Below are 19847 nucleotides of genomic sequence, written 5' to 3' on the forward strand. Positions count from 1 at the left end.
CGGATCTCGAGAACGGGTGCTGGAGGGATGTTTCGTGCTTGGTGCCGCGAATATAACCGTCGGCTCCCTCCAGCAGTGTTTTAACTCAGGTTCACATGATCTTCACGTTCAGAACCTCGCAGAGACAGGGAGGAGATCCACCAGGCCTGCGACCGTGTGGATGTCAGGAAACGCTCCCGTAGGCTGGGTGGCAAGGAGGTACTGCCGGAGTCGTATCACCCTGCGCTCCGCGCAGGTTCATCCCCCTATCAGTCTGTCCATCACGCTCGAAGTCGCCCGACGCGCCGACGGCGGATCCACCCACGGCGGGGCGGGCAGGATGGGCTCGACCGTTGCGTGATCAAGCCCTACTGCATTTCCCCGGACGCCGCTGAGGGCCGTGCTCACCCACCGCTGGGCACGCCGCCAGTCGCACGAACGCGCGCCGGCAGCAGCAGTATCGCCAGCACGCCCCCGAGCACTGTGATCGCCCCGGCCAGGATCAGCAGGCGCACCGGGCCCACCTGCGCCCCAACCAGCGCTGCCCCGCCCGTCGCCAGCACGCCCACCAGGGCGTTCGTGGTGCCCACCGTGCCGTACACCCGGCCCCGGTACGCGTCCGGCGTCGCCAACTGCACCATCGTCGAGGTCGCCACATTCGACACGACCATGGGGATGCCCAGCAGCGCGGTCAGCGCCACCACCACCGGCAGCGACGTCTGCGTGTAGATCAGGAGCATGAGCGCGCCGACCAGCAGCGTTCCACCCGCAATCTGGGGCCGCAGGGGCAGCCGATCCACCGCCCAGCCGGCGATCAACCCACCCAGCAGCGTGCTGACCCCCATCACGCTGCGGAGCAGGCCGATGGTGGCTGCGTCCGCGTGCAGCACGGCTTGCATCCACGGCATCGAGGCGGGATCGACCAGCGTCCCACCCAGACTCGTGAGGCCCAGCACCACCAACAGCGCCAGGATGACGCGGTCGTGGCGGATGATGCGCAGGCCCGAGAGCCACTCCTGGCCCAGGCGCTGCCAGGAACCCACCAGCGTCGTCGCGGGCGTGTCCTGCTCCTCTACCAGTGCTGGTGTGCGCGGCAACCGCATGAAACACAGGGCGGCCACGACAAAGGTCAGGGTATCGACGACCACGACGCCCCGCACCCCCACCCACGCCATGAGCACGCCTCCCAACGGTGGTCCCAGCAGGCGGGCCACGGTGCTGCCGATTGCCAACGTGGCGTTCGCGCGCCCCAGCCGCGCCTCCCCCACCAACGACGGCAGCAGCGCGGCCCCCGCGGGCAGGGCAACCAGACTCAGCGTGAGTTCCGCGAAGGTCACAGCGTACGCCACCCACAGCCAGCCGGGCCGGTCGGCGAGCAGCAGGAGCAGCATCACGGCCCCTTGCAGCACCTGGCTGATGACCAGCACCTGCCGGCGGTTCCAGCGGTCGGCCAGCACCCCGGCGACCGAGCCGAACAGCAGGCCCGGCAGGTACGTGGCCAGGGCCAGCAGCGCTGTGGCGGTGACCGAACCCGTCTCGCGGTACACGTAATACCCGAGGGCCAGGCCCAGGGCGCGGTCGCCGACCTGCGAGATGACCTGCCCGATCCACAGCGCCGCAAAGGACGGTACGCCCATCAGCCGGAACATCTGATCTCCATACGGTGCAGCGTGGCCGCTACCCTGGTGAACATGACACGCCCTGATTCACCTAGCTCCTGGCAGCGGCTGGACGATCCCCAGGCGGCCCGGGTGCTGGCCGACGCCTACACGCGACAGTTCTTCGAGCCCTTTATTTGGCGGGAGCGCCGGGTCTCGGAGGTGGCGCGCGAGGTCGGCGTGACGACGAACGCCATGCTCTACCGCGTGCGGCAGTTCCTGCGCCTGGGTCTGCTGGAGGTCACGCGCACCGAGGCGCGGGCCGGACGGGCCGTGCGGCACTACCGGTCGACGTCCAGAGGGTATTTCGTGCCGTTCTCGGCGACCGACGCGGCGTCCGTCCAGGCGCTGTACGAAGCGTCGCTCGACAACACGCGGCGCTCCGTGCTGGCGGAGCTGACGCGCGCGTGGAGCGACCTGGCCGAGGATCCGCGCTGGTTTGGGCTGTACACGTCTGGGGATGCGGATGGCCTGCACAGCCACGTGCTGCTGCCATTCCCGCCAGTGCTGGCTGCGCCCGGTGAACGCGTGAGCCTGATGGCGCCCTTGCTGGCCGACGGGCAGCCGGCCATCTGGGACAACACGACCTCGCTGCGCCTCTCACCGTCCGATGCCAAGGCCTTGCAGCGGGACCTGCACGACCTGCATCAGCGGTACCGTGCACGGGTCACGGCGTCGGGACGCGACCACCTCGTGCGCCTGACGCTGGCACCGCTCAGAACCGACTGACGCGGCACGCACGGCCAGCAGGGGCCAGGCAGCGTCGGCTGACCGCCGCCTCGAGACATCACTCAGGGTGGGGCGAAGCAGATCTCGGCTCCTGCTGGGCAATAAATGCTCCGGCCCGCTCATACACCGGCCCTGAACGCGGGACAAGTCCCCGAAACCGCTTGACCGCTGGGCCCCGCCGCGTCCCGCGAGCATCCCAGCGCAGTACCCAATGGAACACACCGATGGTGAACGTCTCACACCCGAAGTCATGGCCGTGTGCCGGGTCGAGATCCCCATACCAGTCCCAAGTTGCGCCGCAGGATGGCATTGTGTTCGTAGTTCCCGGAGTAGATATACCCGTCCGCGTCGGATTCCAGCCCGTCCGAGGCGCCGCCCCGATCTCCTTCGTCGCGGACGGTGGCGGAAACCTCGGTATCGTCCAACGCGCGGTTCGCGAGGGCATCTGTGCTCACGCTATACAGCCACCGACTGCCGAGCGGGCAGTAGTACAGGCGGGATCCGTCGGCCGAGATGGCGATGCCGTCCGATCCCATCCCCGCCCCCTGCTGGATCTGGCCGTCCTTGCGTTCCAGAAACGGCCGCCCCTCAACGAAGGGGAGAAAATCGTTCAGGTGCTGCGCCTTGGTGGAAATATGGTCATGCAATTTTCGCCAGCTCTCACCGCTGGCGAGGTCCACCACGACGAGGCCATTGGGGCCCTGTTGTGCCGAGTCGGTGATGAAGGCCATTCCCGCCTCACCGCGCCTCAGGTCGAAGCGCACGTCGTTGAGGTACGAGGTGGGCAGGGCCACGTCCTGTGGAAAGAGAATCTTCTGGAGCGCCTGATCCGTCTCCAGATCCACGCACAGGAGCTTTGGCCCTCCGTACTGCGTGGGCTGGAACATCGGACTGCCGGTGTCGAGGATCCACAGCCGGTTCGCCGGATCGACCACGACACTCTGCACCGATACCAGGGCGGCGGCAGGATCATCTGGATCGGTGTCGTTCGTCGCTTGATCCGGATAAGCCACCGGTTGGCCGTCCCGTACTTCTGCGACCGTGAATTGCACTTCGTCACCCCACTTGGGGAAGTTGATGAAGATGCGCCCCGTGTGGGACACCGTCACGCCGGTGGGCATCGCCCCGCTGAAGGTCGCTACGACCTCCAGCGTTGCAACGGGCTCGTCGGTGGCCAGGTTGTCCGCTTGATTCTCCTGATGAGTAGATACGGGTAATAGGAGGCGGGGCAGCAGAATCCCTCTGCTGCCCTCACCTTCGGCCTGAAGTCAGGCAGGGTGGAGGATCACCTTGGTCCACCCATCGTTGCGCTCGTCGAAGTTCTTGTAGGCGTCGGGTGCCTCATCCAGCGACAGATGGTGCGAGACGATGAAGGACGGTTGGGCCCGGCCCACCGCAATCAGATCCCGCAACTGCCGGTTGTACGCCTTGACGTTGCACTGCCCGGTGCCCACATGCTGTCCCCGGAACCATAACATGCCCCAGTCGAAGGGAATTTCGCCCTTCTTGGCAAGCTGGGTCGGGCCGCCCGGATCCTGCGGCACGAACACGCCCACCACACCGATTCCCCCGGTGAACTTTACTGACTTCACCAGGTTATTCATGGTCAACCCAGGAATTTCCTTGCCGTGATGGTCGTGGCACTGGTACCCCACGCACTCGCACCCCCGGTCGGCCCCCATGCCGTTGGTCAGTTCCAGCACTCGATCCACCGGGTTCACCTCTGCGTCGTTGATGGCGATGGCCCCAATGCTCTCGGCGAGCCGCAGTCGGTCAACGTGGCGATCGACCACCATTACCATGCACGCCCCCTGAATGATGGCTGAGTAGGCCGCCATCAGGCCGACCGGACCGGCACCGTAGATCACGATCGACTCGCCAGGACACAGCCCCGCCAGCCGCGTCGCGTGCCAGCCCGTTGGGAAGATGTCGGCCACCATCACGTAGTCAGCCTCTTTTTCCCGGGCGTCCGGGGGCAGCCGCAGGCAGTTGTAATCGCCGTACGGCACCCGCAGGAGTTCTGCTTGCCCCCCCTGGTAGGGCCCCATGTCGGCGAAGCCGTAGGCTGCACCGGCCATGCCCGGGTTGGCGGTGGTCAGGCAGTAGGCGCTCAGTCCCTTCTCGCAGTTCTTGCAGAACCCGCAGCCGATGTTGAAGGGCAAGACCACCAGGTCTCCGACCTTCACCCGGTCGACGGCCTGGCCGATTTCGATAACTTCGCCCAGGTTTTCGTGTCCGAAGGTGCGGCCTTTCTCGAAATCGGTGCGGCCCTCGTACATGTGGAGGTCGCTTCCGCAGATGTTGGTGCTGGTGATTCTGACCAGGACATCGGTGGGACGCTCGATCTGGGCATCCGGAACCTTCTTGACCGCGACGTCGCGGGGGCCGTTGTAGACGACGGCTTTCATCGTGATGCTCCTTCTGAACACCGCTTCTGATGAGGGCGTTGGAGAGGCTGCCTAAGGGCCGCTGTCTCGTCTGCTCTTCTTCGGGGCCTCCTCTAACCGGGGAGCTTGGCCGCCACGACATCAAGCTTCTCGATGTCGGGTGCCTGTGCGAACAGGTCGGCGTTCTCCTTGAGTCCCGCTGCGACGCGGCCCGACAGGTGCGCTTCCCGGCCTGACTCGTCGGGAAATACGTCGAAGATGCCGAAGGTCGAAGGTCCCAGGCGGATTGCGAACCAGGCGGTCGTTGCCGATTCCTGCTCAACCAGCGGCAGCCCTCCCTTCAGGAAGTTCTCGACGTCCTCCTCTTTTCCAGGCTTGGCCTCCAGCCGAACAAACAGTCCCAGGGTTACCATGTCCTCCCTCCTTTCTCAGCCTCATGCTGACCATCAGGGTGTGAAGACCGCGCACCATGCCGTCTTGCTTGGTCTTGAACATGTCACGCGCGGCCCGTTCTCCAGCGAGGAAACGAGCGGCGTTAGAGGCCGAGCGTCACCAGAACCTGCCGAGGATCAGGGTGACTCGGCGCTGCGCTTGACTTGCCTGGGCGACTCGCCAAGGAGGCGCCCCCTTGAGCGCGTCCGCAATCCCGCTTGTGGCCGGCCCTCCTACTGGGCTCCCCGCGTCCAAACCGCCTCCTCTGTGATGGCTTGCCCGTGCGCGAGGGCCACCAGCATCGTTGGTCTCGCACCACGCCCTGGGTTCCGCGCGGTCGCCCGAAACGGTCTGGGGAAGGTCACCCCCTGTGGTCGGTCATTCCTGAGCGAACCTGAGTTCTAGGCGGGCAAAGGAGGCAAGGCACCAGGACACCCTGACCAGTATGGGCAGCGGACGTTATGGCGCGACGTTGACCCGGTAGGTCTAAGGTGTTGGCCCCCCGATCTGTATTAATCCTTTCAATTGTTGGAAGCCTGTAGGTGCTGTTCAGATGAATTTCGGTTCACCTCTCCAATTCTGAAATCACCTAAAGGAAGTACATCTCACCTATAAAGAGTCGTGATGCTCAGGCTCTGCCGGGTGGACGATGAAGCTGTCTTGGAGCGGGAACACGGGGGGTGAGCAGGAGAAGCTGCGTCTGAAACGCGTCGTCCGTCCGGCCAAACGCACGGATTAACGCTTCATACCTGGATCCCGCCCGGCTGATCGCCGGGCGACTGCGCTTCATGCTGAGGACAGGCTGCTCCGCTCGCCAGCCACCGATGCGAACCATCGTCGTCAGCAAACCCATGACGCCCGAGGAGTTCGCGGCGACCGTGAATGCGGCCAGCCACTTCTGGTCGAACCTGTCACGCACCCGTTTGCCCCGCCCGATCCTGATTTGATGCCCCGGCGTCACGTGCTGCTGGTGGACGACCACAAGACGGACGTGATACTCGCTCAGGCCGCGCTTGAACTCTCCGCCCTGGACGCGCAGGTGACCGTGCGTCTGAACGACATTTTCTACAGTGCCACCCGACATCCCGGTCAGCAGCGCGCCGCCTACGCCCGGTTGCGGGACAAACACGTCGACTTCTTGGTCGTGGCCCTACCTGAACTGCGGCCGGTGCTGGCGCTGGAACTGGACGGCGACAGCCACGATAACGACGCACAGCGCTACCGTGATGCGGTCAAGGACGTAGCGTTTGCAAGTGCGGGCCTGCCGCTGATCCGAGCACGCGCGGAGACGGTCTGGACGCCGGAGGCGATCCGCTCCCACATCGAAGGCAGCATGGCCAGGCGATAGGCAACACGGAGAACCGTTCCGCCCCACCCATCAGGTAGACCCCACCATGTTCACGCCGGGACAGTTGGCGGCAATGCCTTGGGCCACGCCAGCCACACCGTCGCCCCTCGTCCCACTTCACCCTCGGCCCACGCCCGACCGCCGATCCGCTCCACCACCTGTCGCACAGTCACCAGGCCCACCCCGACCCCCTCATACTCCCTCGACGGGTGCAGGCGCCCGAACAACTGGAAGAGGCGGCCCACATGCCGCATATCGAAGCCCACCCCGTTGTCGCTCACGCCGATCACATGCTCCACGTCATTTTCCAGCACGTGGATGTGAATGCGCGCCGCGCTACATGTCCGCGTGAACTTCAGCGCGTTGGACAGCAGTTCGACCAGGATCCGCGTCAGGGCATGCCGGTCACCACTCAGGGTGGGCAGAGGATCGTACGTACACCGCACCCGCGAACCGTCCGGGGGCATCCGCACCTCGGCCAGGATGCCCGGTAGGAGGCGCGCGAGGTCGACGTGCTCCTCCCAGATGCTCCAGTGACGCAACTGCATGTAGTCATCCACCGAGCCCAGGACAGTCATGAGCTGGTCGAGGGTGTGCTCCACGTGGTGCGCGGCGTGCTCGGCGGCGGGCGGGGGTGTGCCCCAGGTGCGGCGCGTGACACCCAGAAAGTTGGTGGCCCGGGTGGTCATCATCCGCAACTGGTGGATCAGGGCATCGATGACGTGGGTGAGATCCTGATTGAGGCGCTGCACCCGTCTGAGGTGCAGCTGACTGGCCAGCAGGGCCATCTCGAGCTCGGCAATTCGGAGCGAGGGAGTGATCGGGACAGAGGAATGCTCCGTCATGACGCCTCCAGAACCCTGGGGCCAGGGTGAGGTGAGGGTACCGGAATCCGGAACGGTAGCATGACGGTGCCGTGGGGCGTCATGTGGCCTCGGAACGAGGCACCAGAGGCACGAGGAGATCGTGTGTCGGGCACCTCAGGATAGCGCCCCCTGGGGCACAGGGTGGACACCTCCAGACGAGGGCTGGTCACCTGTCAGCCCGGGTGAGGAGTGTTTCAACGGTGTGGAGTTGCCAGCTGAGGGTCGTGACGTGGGCCTGTATTTCGGCGCCGGTGCCGTGACGGATGGCGGGGATCAGGTCAGTCTGGGCCTTGAGCCATTCGGCCTGCAGGTGTTCAAGGATGAGGCCAAGTTCATCACGATCAGTGGGAAGGGTGCCCTGCCACTGCTCGAGCGCCGCAGCGTCCATGGCTCAGTGTAGGAAGCGGCCCAGCCACCCTGGCGCTCCATGAAGCAACGCTCCATTGCCCTCTGCAAGGAGACACGGCGGGAGTAGCGCCACCCAGCCCATCGACAAGCGGCTCAGCTGAGGCCGGGCCAAGGCGGGGCAAATCAGGTAATGCTGTTGCCCACCGTCACGTGACTGTCACGCACTTCGCGTTGTGGTCACTCCAGGCATCAGCGCAGCCAAGCCCATGAAGCCCGGTTCGAGGTCGCTGTCCTCCGTCGTCAGCACCCCCGAGGCAGGTCGATCCGGTATACCTGCCGCCGCTGAACCAGGACTGCGACCAGCATGACGACGGCTGGCAAGACGCCCCATGGGTGCCATTCTTGTGAGAGGACCTGACCTATCGTGCCCGTACCCCTACCGGCGGTTGACCTGTGCGCCAACCGCCGTCGGTATTCCTGTGAGGGAAGGGTGACGGGAGCAGGACATGAACGAGGCCGAACATCACTTTGAGTTTTTCCTACCAGTTCCCCACTGGTTGAGGGACTTTGTAAACGATGAGGTGGCCCGGATTACCCGCATCGCCGCCCAGTTGTTCAAGGTGCAACGGGCACACATCAGTCTGTCCGACCCGATCACGCAGGGGTTCGATCGGGCGGTTGACGCCGCTCCCCTCATGCGTCCTCAAGGGCTCCCCTTGGCCATGCCCTTTGAAGCTGGAGCCCAGCCGTCGTTCCTCGAGGTGCCCGACCTGGCCCTCCATGCCGACGCTTCCACACTTCCTCTCATAGACGGGTCAGCCACCGTGCGGTACTACGCAGAGGTGAGGCTGATGACGGATACCGGTGCGGCGCTGGGGACGTTGACGCTTATCGATGGTGCACCTCGCGCCCCGATGACGCCCGACCAGCAGGCCGTCCTTCGTGACGTTGCCGGAATGGCGGTGGATGTCCTGCAGCGCTACCGTACCCAGGCAACCCACACAGCCGAGGTTCAGCAGATGGCGTACGAGGATCACCTCACCCGTCTGCCCAACCGCCGGGCCTTCGAAGGCCACTTTGAGCACGACGTCACAACGGGCACCGAATTTGGTCTGGTGCTGCTTGACCTCGATGAACTCAAGCGCGTCAACGACGAGGACGGTCACGGGGAGGGGGATCGCCTGCTGTCCAGCTTTGCCCAGGCTCTGCAGGACGAGTTCTGTGCATATGGCCGCGTGTACCGGTGGGGCGGCGATGAGTTCGTGGTGCTCCTCACAGGACACCAGCTTTCCCTTCACGAGGTGCGTACGAAGGTCGACGACATCGAGCAGCGGCTCGTGAAGGCGGGGCTTCCCGGCACACTCGCCTCGCTTGGCATGGTCGAGTACCCCCTGGATGCGCTGGCTCCAAATGACCTGATGCGGCTGGTGGATCAACGCATGCTGCGGGAGAAGACCGCCCGCAGGGCGGCGCGTGGTCTCCGCACCCAAACACCGAACAGTCAGGCGACGCCCTGGGCGGGTGAGATGCTGTGGCAGGTGTTGCGCGCGACCGCCGCCCTCATTACTGCCGACGACGTGATGGGGCAGGCCGGGTGGCAGGCGTTCCTGGAGGCGGCGGTCGCTGCCCTCCCTGGCGCGGAAGCGGGATCCCTCTACGTAATCGACGACAAGCTGTTTGTGATGCAGGCGCAGGTCGGATACTCCGCCGCCCTGCTCGGCGCAGGACGTACCCCGGCCACCATGCAGCAGTGGCACGGAACAGCCGAGGGTTGGCGACACGGGGAGGCGCGGATGCTGCGCGGTTCGGCGGCCATACAGGCGCGAAGATATGAATACGACCGAGCACCTGAGTTGAGTGCCGCGCTGATGGATGACCTGTGCGCCATTCAACTCATCCAGGCCAACCTGCTGGTTCCGGTCATGGTGCGCGGTCGGGTTGTGGCCGCCTTGAATCTGGACAACCTGCGCTCCGCACAGGCCTTTGAACCGTACGAAGTGGAGATGGCCGAGGAGTTCGCGCGACAGGCGGCGGCAATCCTGGCCGCCCATGAGCGGCGTGGACGGGAGGCGGCCCGCACGCAGGAATTAGAGGTCATGGCGCATGCGACCGAAGCCCTGGCCGGCGTGCATACAGCCGAGGATATCGAATTGCTCCTGGTGGCAGAGAGCGTGGCGCTGCTGCGCACGGAGCATGCTGTCTACGCGCGTCACGATCCCGATGGGCTGCGTCTGGTGGCACCGTCGGGCATCTACGCCCACTCCTCCTTACATCAGATCCCCCCCGGCCAGGGCCTTGCTTGGCATGCGCTGCAGATCCAGCAGGTGATCCACGTTCCGACGATCTCGGATGATGCTCGGGTGTACTGGGGTACGGACCTGATCGACGGCGCCCTCATCCTCGCCCCTCTGCTGTCGGCAGCCGGCACGCCGTTGGGTGTGCTGGCCGCTGTCCGCGCCGCGCCGCAGTCCTTCAGCGATCTCGATAGCAGGTTGCTGCGTGCTCTGGCGTCGGCAGGTGCAACCGCCCTGGAGCGGTTGCAGGTGACGGCGCAGGAGCGCCGTCGTTCCCAGGAATTTCAGATGCTCGCAACGCTGTCCGAAAAACTTGGACTGGGTGATGACACCCGTGCTGTGGCGGAGGAATGCCTGGCAGCCTGTCGCTCCTTTCTGGACGCTGATTTCGCAGTCTTTCTGCGTCCTGACCGGCCCCTGGTGGTGACCCAGGGAACCAGACCCGTAGCGTTTATTGGCCTCCCACCCGAATGGCTCGCGGCGCGGGTTCATGAGCTGCGCGCCGGCGGCAAGGCGGCGACCTACTGTGCGACCCACAACTACCGGGCGACAGACAGTCCGCACGCGCCCCTCGTGGACGCGGGCGTGCACGCGCTGGTGAGTGTCCCCGTACTGGAACGGGGCCAGCCGGTCGGACTGGTGGCGCTGTTGTGGTTACGGCCCCTGTCCGCCCTGCCGGAATCGGCGGTGCCTCTCTTGACCCGAAGTGCGGAATTGATTGAGCAGGTCATGGATCGGGAGGCACATATTGCTGATCTGACGGCCACCCGGGAGGGGGCGCTCCTGGCGCTGGGCCGATCGCTGGAGCTGCGTGATTTCGAGACGGCCGGGCACACCGAACGTGTGGTCGCCCTCGCCCTGAACATCGCTGAGCGCCTGGGGGTGGATGAAGGCGTTCTCGCGGATCTGCGCGTGGGCGCTTATCTGCACGATATTGGCAAGCTGGCGGTGCCTGACGCCATCTTATTGAAACCAGGGAAACTTGACCCCGGCGAGTGGGCCACCATGCAGCGGCACACCACGATCGGGGACGAACTCGTGGCGCGGATTCCGACAGTAACGGCGCGGGCGCGGAGTGTGGTTCGGTCTCACCACGAACGGTGGGATGGGACGGGCTATCCGGATGGCCTGGCTGCGGAAGGTATTCCCGAGGGGGCGAGGATCTTCAGTGTGGCAGACGTGTATGACGCCCTGACCAGCGCGCGGCCGTATAAGGCCGCGTGGACGCCCGAGGAGGCATTGTCGGAATTGGTGGCCCAGACGGGTCGGCAATTTGATCCGGAGGTCGTTCGTGCAGCTGTTGAGGTCTTGACGCTTCCTCCCATGGAAGGCTGAACGCCTGGAATGGCTGTGGTCGTGGGCAGTGGGTGCCGTGCTGGTCGTCGAATGGGTACGCTCGCATCCCAAACACAAATACGCCCCCTGCTCCCGGCATAGGCCAGGGCAAGCGGTGTTTGGCCAGAGATGTCCGATAAATGGGAGCGCCCCCCACTGATTGGGTATCGTGGGCCCTTAAGAGAAGAGCTGTTCAGGTGTCTCTCTGGCGCCGCACAGAACCTACCGAATGACGACCGGCCCCGCCCTGGTATCGGCCAGGCGGGGCGGTCATCTCTGGTGGTTACGCCGCCAGGGGTTTGGTGCGGGTGTCCTTCCAGATCCCACGGGTACCCGCATGCACACTGCCAGGACGAGGAGCATGCGGCGCAGCGGGAAGCTTCAGACCAGGCTTCGGTCGGGTCGGCAGCACGAGTGTCATCATCTCACCGGTACCAGTTGGCAAGTGCACCCACATTCACGGTGCCCGCCCCCAACTGCGCATTGAACGTCGAGTCCTGGTTCGCCGTGGCGGTGGATTTCACGGTGGCGGCCACACTGGCGCTGGTCGCGCCAGTCGAGAGCGCCAGGGCCAGCGCGCGACTCACCGCGGGGGCCGCGAACGACGTCCCGCTCGCCTTCACCAGCCGGGCATCCGGGTACGACGTCAGCACCAGTTCCCCCGGTGCGGTCAGCGACAGGTTCTTGGCGTACTGCGTGAACGAGGACTTCTTCAGGCCCATGGTCACGCTCCCCACCGAGAACAGCCCGCTGTTCACGGGGAAGGTGCTCCCCAGTCCCGCCCCCGGATACACGAGCCCTTGGGTGCCCGCGTTCCCGCTGGAGTTCACGACCAGGATCCCCTGGGCCAGCGCGGCCGAGATGGCCGTCGTTCAGCGTCTGGCCATCACCGATCCCCTGACGGGTCTGGACAACCGGCGGGCAGCGTTGGAGCGCCTGACCAGCGCGTTCAATCATAGATCGCCCCTATCGGCCGTGCTGGTGGATGTGGATCATTTCAAGGACGTCAACGACATCTACGGTCACGACGTCGGTGACGAGGTGCTCCGCAGCGTAGCCCGCGCACTACGCCTGGCCGCCGGCCGAGGTGGGCACGTGGCCCGCTGGGGTGGTGAAGAGTTCCTGGTGACGCTGATTGCCGGCACCCAGGATCAGATCGGGGACGTGGCTGAGCACCTGCGCGCAGCGGTGAGCCAGATGGCCACAGAGGTGCCGCAGGTGACGGTCAGCATCGGCGCGGCCCGGCCGGAGGAGGCCACCACAGTGCGGGAGGTGTTGAAGCTGGCGGACGCGCGGCTGTATCAGGCGAAGGCAGGAGGACGGGATCGTGTGGAGTCGGGAACGACGGCTGGGCCGGATCACCTTCGGGGCCATCCTCAACGTGTGGACTTGTCCGCGTAGCCGTCGGATGTCTGAAAGGAGCAGGTGAGCCAGGGTGGTAACAGTCATCGGTCAGACTTCTGGGTCAGCAGTGGTACACGCCACCGAATGATGGTCAGGTCAAGGGCCAACCGTACGCCCTGACACATAACGTCAGAGCGCTGGTTAAGGTGACTCCGTGGAGGAGTCGGCGGCAGCCAGCCAGGTCTGGCGGTATCTGGAACGGCTGGGCTGTACCCGCGTCTTCAGCACCTTCGCTCCGTATGGGCAGGCCATGCATTGCGTACAGATCTGGCGTGCAGGAGTGGTGATCGCCTCCGGTCAACACGCCCAGATGGGCCTGGCACACTCGGAAGCCTTGCTAGCGGCCATGCGATCCCTGGGCCCACCAGACCGCACGCGCGAACCATCCCTACCCCGGTATGACCGCCCCGCCGACCGAAGCACGTTGCACCCGCACCACAACGACCCCTGCAAGTTCTGCCTCCCCACCCTGCGGGCATGACCTGCCGGGATGCCATCCTCGACGCCATCCGCGACCTGCTCCGAGGCCGGGAGGATCCGACGTTCACGCCCGTCGAGGTGGCTCAGTTCATGCGGGCCCAGGGCACGCCCTACCAGGAATTGACCATCCGGGGGCACCTCTCCCATCTCATGTGCGCGGACGAGCCGAACCCGGCAGGCAAGCACTCCCAGGATCTGCAACGGCTGGGCCGGGGCCGCTACCGACTGCGTGATGGTCACCTGTAACATCCCCGAGCGATGGCATTCGCCAGGGGCACCGTTGGGATTTATGCACCGCAAGACCACGGTAAGACCGCCGCGCGCAGCATCTGAACATGAGCTGCCGAGATGATTTACTGGACGTTATCTGCGAGCTTGTCGCGGATCGGACAGATCGGACGTTCTGGTTCTCCGAACTCGTCGAACACATGTATAAGCGGGCCTCGCCGCACTCCGCGACGACCATCCGCGGTGTCCTCACGCAGCGGATGTGCGTGAATGCGCCGAATCCACGAGACCGAAGCGGAATGGACGTGGAGCGCCTGGAGCGGGGACAATACCGGCTCCTCAGCAGCATCAGCACCCCTGATAGGGCCGAGAGATAACGTCATTCAGACCGAGCTCCCACAGATAGAAGGGCTCTTGGATGCGAACACGACCCAGCGTTTCGCGCTGGCACTCTGCGGTCAGCCGATCATGCTACTGCGGATCTGGCCCCTTTACGTTCTGCGGTTCCTGCCTACGTTTGCTGATGCGCTGCTGTGCGGCCTGACGGTCAGGGCGGCTCACAGCAGACCATCCAACTGCGCGGTGATGCGGTTGATGACCTCGATGGGCTTCGCCCTAGCCTCTGGCGTCACATTCTTTCCACGCGCCTCTCGTCCCGCAGCGCTTCGAGACCCTGCCGAAGGGTAGGCTGCGCGGGCCGCAGGGTGTTCGCCTCCTCGGTGATCATGGCGAAGTACTGCAGGCGCGTGAGGTTGTTGGCGAGCTCTCCAATAGGGCAAGTTCATCCGGCGTGGCGTCACGCGCGGCCCGCTGCCGACGCTACGTGGCAAGACGGTTATGACGGAGTAGGGAGGTCACCTCTGTCCCCAGAGCGAGTCGTCCGAGGTTCGGTGAGGGCAATGTAAGCCCCGATTACACGCCGCGCGCCAGAAAAGCCGCAGAGTGGACACATGAGCATCGTGAGTCACGTTGAATTGGGTGCAGACGCACCCCTCGATGTGCATGCGGCGCTGCTGCACGACATGGTGGCCTCGAAGGGCAGTGATATGACGGCCTGTATTCAGACGTTCCACCGCCTGTTGTTTGCCCTCGCAGCGCGGTATCCGTTCCCCGATCCGGAAGAAGCCGTCTACCTGGCGCTCTCGGATATCCGGCACTGCTGCCCAGGGTGGACGTCCTCACGGTTGCCAGCGAAGGTCTGGGTACTGGCCGTAGCCAAGCGCCGCTTCGACCAGGTGGCACGCGTGAACCCAAGCGACGAACGCTGCTGACCCTCCGGCGCGGGTGTCACGCCTGGTCATGAGGTTCTCCCCTCGAAGGGCATGCTGCTCAAGGATGTGATCACCACGTCCACCAGCCCGCCTGAGACCACCGGGCCACGCGTGACGCGCAGCCCGTCGACCAACGAGTCATCCGCCCATATATGCGCATGGAGTCAGGGCATCCACCAGAGCCTTCGGGAGATTGCTCAGGTCACGGGCGCAGTTGTCTGGCGGGCACACATACAGTCGCAGCCAGGCGGCGTGCCGGGATGACCGAGGCTGGAGATCACGGCCGCCACACTCCGGTGGTAGTCCCGCTCGTTCTGGCTGAGCAGAATTCGCGCCGTGGGCTTGCCCTCGACTGTGATCACAACGGCGCGCCAGATGCTGTAGATGCTGGTGGGTATGGCAGGGTGAAGTGCAAGGCGCCGGCGAGGCGGAAGGGCGATCGACCGTCTACATCCAATGGTGGGAGATTGCACCGGATGATGCCTGGGCCGTACGGTGGACGGGATCGTTGCTGATCGGGGGGTCAGCAATGCTCTGCCGCGTTGGGTCTTTCGGCATATCAAGTCTGAGTTTGCTCTCGTCGCGGCACGTTGGGAAGGACAGGGGATGCGGGTAAGGCAAGCCTCTCCAGCTCCCACCGAGGGGAACGGGTTCACGCGGTCACCGTCCGGAGCACACCTGCCGGCACGCTGGCCGCGTACCCGTCTGGCCACCGCACCAGCACGGTGCTGACCACACCCGGCCGGGGCCCGGTCACGACCTGACACACCGGACTGCACCGGACATCGTCACCCTTGCCGACCTTCGCGCCGTAACGGGAGGACTGGCCCCCCGCCAACAAGTGGTACAGGGAACTCATACCTGCCCCGCGGAGGTAACTATGGAGCCATGACGTACCGGGATGAGATCTTGAACGTGGTGCGTGATCTGGTTCGAGACCGGCCCACACGGCAATTCACGCTGGCCGAGGTCATATCGGGAATGCAGGCGCGCGGCTCGACGTGCAAGGTACAGACCATCAGGACGTACGTGTCGAACATGATGTGCGTGAATGCGCCACCCCAGCGCCGGAAACACTACGAAGATGTGGAACGTATCGGCCCTGGGAGGTATCGGCTGCTGTGACTTTATACCTTCACTTCCTCGGCGAGGTTCAGCACGGCCCGCTTCAGATACGGTGCCGGCTCTCCAAACGCGAAGGTCTGGTGCGGCTTCGTATCCTCGCCAAAGGTACGGTGCACGTCGCGGTACAGGCGCTGGTCGCGGATGGTCAGCAGGGCCTCGCCGACGTCAATGAAGTCCTGCCGGACGACGGCCTCTGGCTGGTGCAGGGCCTGCTGCTCTTCAGGCGTGATCGATTCGAGCACCGGGGTCACGCGCGCTCCGTACGGCTGGGCCGACGGAGCAGTGCCGAGTAGGCTGGGGCATGACCCTCCCCGAAGACGTCCGCGTGTTTGGCGTCACCCAACGCGGCAGCATGCTGCTCAGCCGGGTGGAACGTCAGGAAGACCGCGCGCGTCCTGGCACCACCGCCATCCGCCTGCATCTGGTGAACCTCGGGACGCAGCCCGTCACCGTTGACTACGTGACCTTTCACCATGAAACCTTGACGGTGACCCTGCCCATCAACAGGCGCGTTGATTCTGCGAGGTACCTGGTCGTCGTCGGCCCGGAGACGGCGGACACCCTGACTTTGCAGGCGAGTCGGCAGGGGCAGGCGGCCCACTTCAAGGCCAGCGTGCCCTTCGAGATGACGGTGTCGGTCACGACGCCGTACGGCCCGATCGCGTTGACCCAGCGGCTGTCCTGGGGCTTCTGGATAGAGGGTGGCTACGGCTTCACGCTGCTGGATCAAGACGACTGACGGCCCACGGTGTCGTAGGAACCGTTTCACTCGTTGATGGGTGGGGATCCATGGATGGTGAACGGCGAGTGCTGATCGGTTATAGCTCGACCTTGCGTTCCTCCCAGACACCAGGCATGAACGCCCACTTGCTCTCCGCGACCCAGCCGGTATCCCAGTCGTCCTTGATGCTCATACCGCGCGGGATTACTGCGAAAATGCCGTAGGTCTGCATAGTCGATCTCCTGCCCCGGTACGCTGGCCGGGTGGGTAAGTCAGGACTTCTTGCCGCACCAGTGGTCGGTCAGAATCCAGGCGATACCGTCCCGCGCGCCCGCCTTCACGGAGTGGTGCCTGCGGCGCTCCGCGCCTGGCGTACTCTGGCGAGTTGAGTTCGAGCGGCTGCCCGTCGCGGGTTCCGAGCGCCTCGCCGAAACTCACCGGGCGGTTCAGGCGCTGGTCACTGGAGAACACGGCCCACCTCCACCGTCCTTGGCAGCGCCGGGGTACTGTGGCGGGCCACGCCGCTCAGTTGCGCGGTGCGGCGCTCGATGAACTCCTTGCGCGCGAAGGCCAGGTCGCGTGCCGGCACCATGCCAAGTTGCTCGCCGTTGCAGACACTCCGGATCAGGTCGCGCACCAGGCCAGGAGCTTCCGTTGAGGGCAGTCCTCGCGCGACGCGGCTGATCGCCTCATCCCACTCCACGATGGCCCGCTCCTGGAAGTCGCCCTTCCCGAGGCCATAGTCCACGAGCTTCTGCGGCGTCGGGAAGAACGTCTCAAAGCGGAACGCAGCCCGGCACGCTTCCCCGAACTGGTCAGCGGTCAGTTCAGCATCGAGGATCTCACGGTAGATCTTGACCGTCTGGGAATTGTGCTTGCGGTTCCAGCGGTCTTCGAGGATCGTCCAGGCGGCGGCGAACTGTTCGTCAGAAAACGGCACGGGTGTCCTCCTGCAAGGCGGCGTAGATGTCGCTGGCCCGCTGCGCGGCCTGCTGGTTGGCGGCCTCGGTCGTCTGCGGGCGGGGGGTGAATCTCAGGACGTGGGGCCGTTCCTGCCGGGCCGGAAGTGACCCCCGCTGCCGGGCCCGCCACGCTGGCGCCTCGGCCTCGATGACGCTGGGCGTGATGCTGTCCCGCCACTGCTCCTGGCGCAGCTCCGCCACGATCAGACCGACGTCCTCGGCGGTGTATCCGGCCTTCGCCAGACTCTTGCCGACCTTGCCGATCCGGCTGCGGGTGATGTCCGTCAGGCCGTCGTGTCCGCCGTAGCAGGCGAGTGCAACTGCGCCGAACATGGCATGGTCTGCACTGGGCGCGGCGCGCGCCGCCGGAACTTTGTCCGTGCTCGTGGCTGGTTCAGTACGCCGTGTGGCGGCTGAAGTGGGAACCTGGAGAGGGTCTGGCAGGTCGGCGACGGCCGCGACAGCGGCCCCGCCGTCAGGCGGCTGAAGTGGTTCGGAGTTCTGAGCGGCGATCTGATCCTGACCCCCCAGTGCGGTGCCGTTCCGCGCCTCCCCCTGGGGGGTAGGGGGGTTCTTTGTCATCTCTTCTTTCCTTTCTTCATCACTTCCTTTCTTCAGAGAACCGGGAAGTGCGTTCTGATCGGTCTTTTGTGCCTGTCGGGGCGAGTCTTTTTGCAGACCCTTTGCAGAGGGCTTGCGCACCCCTTGCACACGCGTACTCGCCTCGGACGAGCAGAAGTGCCCGTCGATCCCCAGGATCAGACCCTGCACGATCAATCGTCCGGTGCTGGCCTGGATCGTGCGGAGGTCAATCTCCAGGGCGATGGCCAACTGTCGGGTGGTGTAGGTATTGCTCCGGTACTGCCGGTGCCGGGTCAGGAAGGTCAGCACGCGGATGTCCGCAGCCAGGATGAGGCGCTCGATGGCGTCCAGGGCCCAGTTGGGAATGACGGTGTCCTCGCCACGGCGCAGGGTGGTGTGGACACCAGGGATTTGGGTGGTGTCCATCAGGCCACCGCCTCAAAGGGAGTCACGGTCTGGCCTGCCTATGATGGTGCAGATGGTGACGTGGTCGCATCTTGAAGACGCCCAGCGTGACGGGCGCGTGACGGTCGAGGTGCCCTGTTACCGAATTGGCACCACGGGAACGGCGGTGGATCGCATCACCCGTGGTTCTTCGCGGGCGTATCTCACGCTGGCGCGTGCCACGCCAGCGGCTCCAAGGGTGTCTGTCGACGTGATCCTGTTGACCGAGGTCGTCGAGCGGGCGCCCATAGTGGTGAGCGAGATCGACCTTCCCTCCGAACGGGTGCATCCAGTGTGGCAAGTGATCGCGCTGAACCGGGAGACCGTGTTGATGCTGCTGTTGGCCCTCTCGACAGGGCTCGACGTGCAGTTTTTGTTCCACGAGGATCTGGTGTGGCTGCGGCCGATCCCGGAGGTGTGGTCGGCAGGATCGGAGGCGTGGGCCTTGGTGGCCGTGTACCGGTAGGTGGTGCGGCTGAGCACGCATCAGATCGGCGCGTCCTCTTCCGTACCGGTTTCAGGAGTGTTCAGTGCGGTCAGGCGACACAGCAGGTCGTCGGCCTTGACCAGATCCATGCGCCAGCCCTCGAACTCCTGGCCCAGCACCTCCAGGTCATGTCCCGCCCGCCTCGCCGCGTTGTAGGCACTGGTGAGCTCACCCTTGCGCTTCGTCCATTCCTTCACGCAGGCCTCGGCGGTCAGAACCAGGGCGCCCAGCAGGTCATCCCAGGTGCTGTAGTTGCCGGTGGGCGCGTTGTACCGCACGGTGGCGCGGCCCGTGGCCTTGCTGCGGCGTTCCTTGCGGATCACGGGGAACTCGGCGCGCTGGCCGTCACTGTGGCGGATGAGGGTGACGCTGTACTTCGCGGTGGGGCTCAGGGTGTCGAAGCCGCCAGTCTCCAGGCGTTCCACGCTGTAGGTCTCGCCCTGGTGGGTGAAGGTCTGCAGGGGGTGGAGGGGGAGCATGGGGCGGGCCTCGATGCGGGCCTGCAGCGCCTCGAAAGCCATGCGGCTCTGGAAGCGGCTGCGGGCGTGCTCGGCGGCGTGATCGAAGGTGAAGGGCTGTGTCATCATGGTCGTATCTCCACTCCCCCACCCGAGCCGTACGACCGGCGTTGATGATGGGGGTTTTCGTGCTTCAGAGAGCTTTGCGCTGCCCATACCCGGTATGGGCGGTCAGGATGGAGTGAGGGGAGCCACGTAGCCAGGCATCGAGGGCGGCGTGGTGGATCGTGTACTTCGCGCGTTGCCTCC

At 65.1% G+C, this 19847-nt stretch carries 23 protein-coding genes; 10 read left to right on the forward strand and 13 right to left on the reverse strand.

Features of this window, described 5'->3' with window-relative positions; translation table 11 throughout:
• Positions 1-383: 383 nt before the first annotated feature.
• Positions 384-1628 (reverse strand): MFS transporter, encoded by a 1245-nt coding sequence (locus E7T09_RS08390; protein ID WP_136388727.1) that lies wholly within the window; start codon positions 1626-1628, stop codon positions 384-386.
• A gap of 42 nt (positions 1629-1670) precedes the next feature.
• Here E7T09_RS08390 and E7T09_RS08395 point away from each other — a divergent pair, with 42 nt between their 5' ends.
• The gene (locus E7T09_RS08395) at positions 1671-2366 is read left to right on the forward strand and encodes a helix-turn-helix transcriptional regulator (protein WP_136388728.1); all 696 of its coding nucleotides are present in this window, start codon (positions 1671-1673) and stop codon (positions 2364-2366) included.
• 248 nt (positions 2367-2614) lie between these two features.
• On the opposite strand, the gene E7T09_RS08400 is transcribed toward E7T09_RS08395, so the two are convergent.
• The 3 genes from E7T09_RS08400 to E7T09_RS08410 all read right to left on the reverse strand — a co-directional run bounded on the left by E7T09_RS08400 (position 2615) and on the right by E7T09_RS08410 (position 5166).
• Positions 2615-3487 (reverse strand): L-dopachrome tautomerase-related protein, encoded by an 873-nt coding sequence (locus E7T09_RS08400; protein WP_136388729.1) that lies wholly within the window; start codon positions 3485-3487, stop codon positions 2615-2617.
• A 147-nt stretch (positions 3488-3634) separates the two neighbouring features.
• Entirely contained in the window at positions 3635-4774 is a 1140-nt protein-coding gene (locus E7T09_RS08405; protein WP_136388730.1) for a glutathione-independent formaldehyde dehydrogenase, read from the reverse strand.
• A gap of 92 nt (positions 4775-4866) precedes the next feature.
• On the reverse strand, positions 4867-5166 hold the full coding sequence (locus E7T09_RS08410; protein ID WP_136388731.1) for a putative quinol monooxygenase: 300 nt from the start codon (positions 5164-5166) through the stop codon (positions 4867-4869).
• An 843-nt stretch (positions 5167-6009) separates the two neighbouring features.
• On the opposite strand from E7T09_RS08410, the gene E7T09_RS22425 reads away from it, so the two are divergent.
• Together E7T09_RS22425 and E7T09_RS08415 are read left to right on the forward strand one after the other, a co-directional pair.
• Positions 6010-6132 (forward strand): hypothetical protein, encoded by a 123-nt coding sequence (locus tag E7T09_RS22425; RefSeq protein WP_255578413.1) that lies wholly within the window; start codon positions 6010-6012, stop codon positions 6130-6132.
• Positions 6132-6533 carry a DUF2726 domain-containing protein gene (locus tag E7T09_RS08415; RefSeq protein WP_136388732.1) on the forward strand — a complete coding sequence of 134 codons (402 nt, stop codon included), beginning with the start codon at positions 6132-6134 and terminating at the stop codon, positions 6531-6533. The genes E7T09_RS22425 and E7T09_RS08415 overlap by 1 nt, the downstream gene beginning before the upstream one ends.
• 50 nt (positions 6534-6583) lie before the next feature.
• Here E7T09_RS08415 and E7T09_RS08420 read toward each other — a convergent pair whose 3' ends face one another.
• Both E7T09_RS08420 and E7T09_RS08425 read right to left on the reverse strand, forming a co-directional pair.
• Positions 6584-7378 (reverse strand): ATP-binding protein, encoded by a 795-nt coding sequence (locus tag E7T09_RS08420; RefSeq protein ID WP_136388733.1) that lies wholly within the window; start codon positions 7376-7378, stop codon positions 6584-6586.
• 187 nt (positions 7379-7565) lie between these two features.
• Positions 7566-7787 (reverse strand): hypothetical protein, encoded by a 222-nt coding sequence (locus tag E7T09_RS08425; protein WP_136388734.1) that lies wholly within the window; start codon positions 7785-7787, stop codon positions 7566-7568.
• A 466-nt stretch (positions 7788-8253) separates the two neighbouring features.
• Here E7T09_RS08425 and E7T09_RS08430 point away from each other — a divergent pair, with 466 nt between their 5' ends.
• Positions 8254-11376, forward strand: a complete 3123-nt coding sequence (locus E7T09_RS08430; protein ID WP_136388735.1) for an HD domain-containing phosphohydrolase — start codon at positions 8254-8256, stop codon at positions 11374-11376.
• A 425-nt stretch (positions 11377-11801) separates the two neighbouring features.
• Here E7T09_RS08430 and E7T09_RS08435 read toward each other — a convergent pair whose 3' ends face one another.
• Complete coding sequence (locus E7T09_RS08435; protein ID WP_168734762.1) at positions 11802-12206, reverse strand: S8 family serine peptidase; 405 nt, start codon at positions 12204-12206, stop codon at positions 11802-11804.
• Here E7T09_RS08435 and E7T09_RS08440 point away from each other — a divergent pair.
• The 3 genes from E7T09_RS08440 to E7T09_RS08450 all read left to right on the forward strand — a co-directional run bounded on the left by E7T09_RS08440 (position 12181) and on the right by E7T09_RS08450 (position 14759).
• Entirely contained in the window at positions 12181-12777 is a 597-nt protein-coding gene (locus E7T09_RS08440; RefSeq protein ID WP_136388737.1) for a GGDEF domain-containing protein, read from the forward strand. The two genes, E7T09_RS08435 and E7T09_RS08440, sit on opposite strands and share 26 nt — an antisense overlap.
• Before the next feature lie 480 nt (positions 12778-13257).
• On the forward strand, positions 13258-13506 hold the full coding sequence (locus E7T09_RS08445; protein ID WP_136388738.1) for a hypothetical protein: 249 nt from the start codon (positions 13258-13260) through the stop codon (positions 13504-13506).
• A 932-nt stretch (positions 13507-14438) separates the two neighbouring features.
• On the forward strand, positions 14439-14759 hold the full coding sequence (locus tag E7T09_RS08450; RefSeq protein ID WP_136388739.1) for a hypothetical protein: 321 nt from the start codon (positions 14439-14441) through the stop codon (positions 14757-14759).
• A 652-nt stretch (positions 14760-15411) separates the two neighbouring features.
• Here E7T09_RS08450 and E7T09_RS08460 read toward each other — a convergent pair.
• Positions 15412-15618 (reverse strand): hypothetical protein, encoded by a 207-nt coding sequence (locus E7T09_RS08460; protein ID WP_136388740.1) that lies wholly within the window; start codon positions 15616-15618, stop codon positions 15412-15414.
• Positions 15619-15647: 29 nt separating this feature from the next.
• Between E7T09_RS08460 and E7T09_RS08465 the strand changes: the two genes are divergently transcribed.
• The gene (locus tag E7T09_RS08465; RefSeq protein WP_136388741.1) at positions 15648-15884 is read left to right on the forward strand and encodes a hypothetical protein; all 237 of its coding nucleotides are present in this window, start codon (positions 15648-15650) and stop codon (positions 15882-15884) included.
• A 2-nt stretch (positions 15885-15886) separates the two neighbouring features.
• On the opposite strand, the gene E7T09_RS08470 is transcribed toward E7T09_RS08465, so the two are convergent.
• The gene (locus tag E7T09_RS08470; RefSeq protein ID WP_136388742.1) at positions 15887-16135 is read right to left on the reverse strand and encodes a hypothetical protein; all 249 of its coding nucleotides are present in this window, start codon (positions 16133-16135) and stop codon (positions 15887-15889) included.
• A 50-nt stretch (positions 16136-16185) separates the two neighbouring features.
• Here E7T09_RS08470 and E7T09_RS08475 point away from each other — a divergent pair, with 50 nt between their 5' ends.
• Positions 16186-16623, forward strand: coding sequence for a hypothetical protein (locus E7T09_RS08475; protein WP_136388743.1), 438 nt, complete (start codon positions 16186-16188; stop codon positions 16621-16623).
• Positions 16624-16702: 79 nt separating this feature from the next.
• Here E7T09_RS08475 and E7T09_RS22430 read toward each other — a convergent pair whose 3' ends face one another.
• The 3 genes from E7T09_RS22430 to E7T09_RS08485 all read right to left on the reverse strand — a co-directional run bounded on the left by E7T09_RS22430 (position 16703) and on the right by E7T09_RS08485 (position 18575).
• Entirely contained in the window at positions 16703-16837 is a 135-nt protein-coding gene (locus tag E7T09_RS22430; protein ID WP_255578414.1) for a hypothetical protein, read from the reverse strand.
• A gap of 225 nt (positions 16838-17062) precedes the next feature.
• On the reverse strand, positions 17063-17545 hold the full coding sequence (locus tag E7T09_RS08480; RefSeq protein ID WP_136388744.1) for a hypothetical protein: 483 nt from the start codon (positions 17543-17545) through the stop codon (positions 17063-17065).
• The gene (locus E7T09_RS08485) at positions 17532-18575 is read right to left on the reverse strand and encodes a hypothetical protein (protein ID WP_136388745.1); all 1044 of its coding nucleotides are present in this window, start codon (positions 18573-18575) and stop codon (positions 17532-17534) included. Before E7T09_RS08485 ends, E7T09_RS08480 begins: the two co-directional genes overlap by 14 nt.
• A gap of 52 nt (positions 18576-18627) precedes the next feature.
• Between E7T09_RS08485 and E7T09_RS08490 the strand changes: the two genes are divergently transcribed.
• Entirely contained in the window at positions 18628-19059 is a 432-nt protein-coding gene (locus E7T09_RS08490; protein WP_168734763.1) for a hypothetical protein, read from the forward strand.
• 20 nt (positions 19060-19079) lie between these two features.
• Here the strand turns inward: E7T09_RS08490 and E7T09_RS08495 are convergent, their stop codons facing one another.
• Positions 19080-19667, reverse strand: coding sequence for a hypothetical protein (locus tag E7T09_RS08495; protein WP_136388747.1), 588 nt, complete (start codon positions 19665-19667; stop codon positions 19080-19082).
• Positions 19668-19847 lie beyond the last annotated feature (180 nt).

Source organism: Deinococcus sp. KSM4-11 (genome assembly GCF_004801415.1).
GTDB lineage: Bacteria > Deinococcota > Deinococci > Deinococcales > Deinococcaceae > Deinococcus.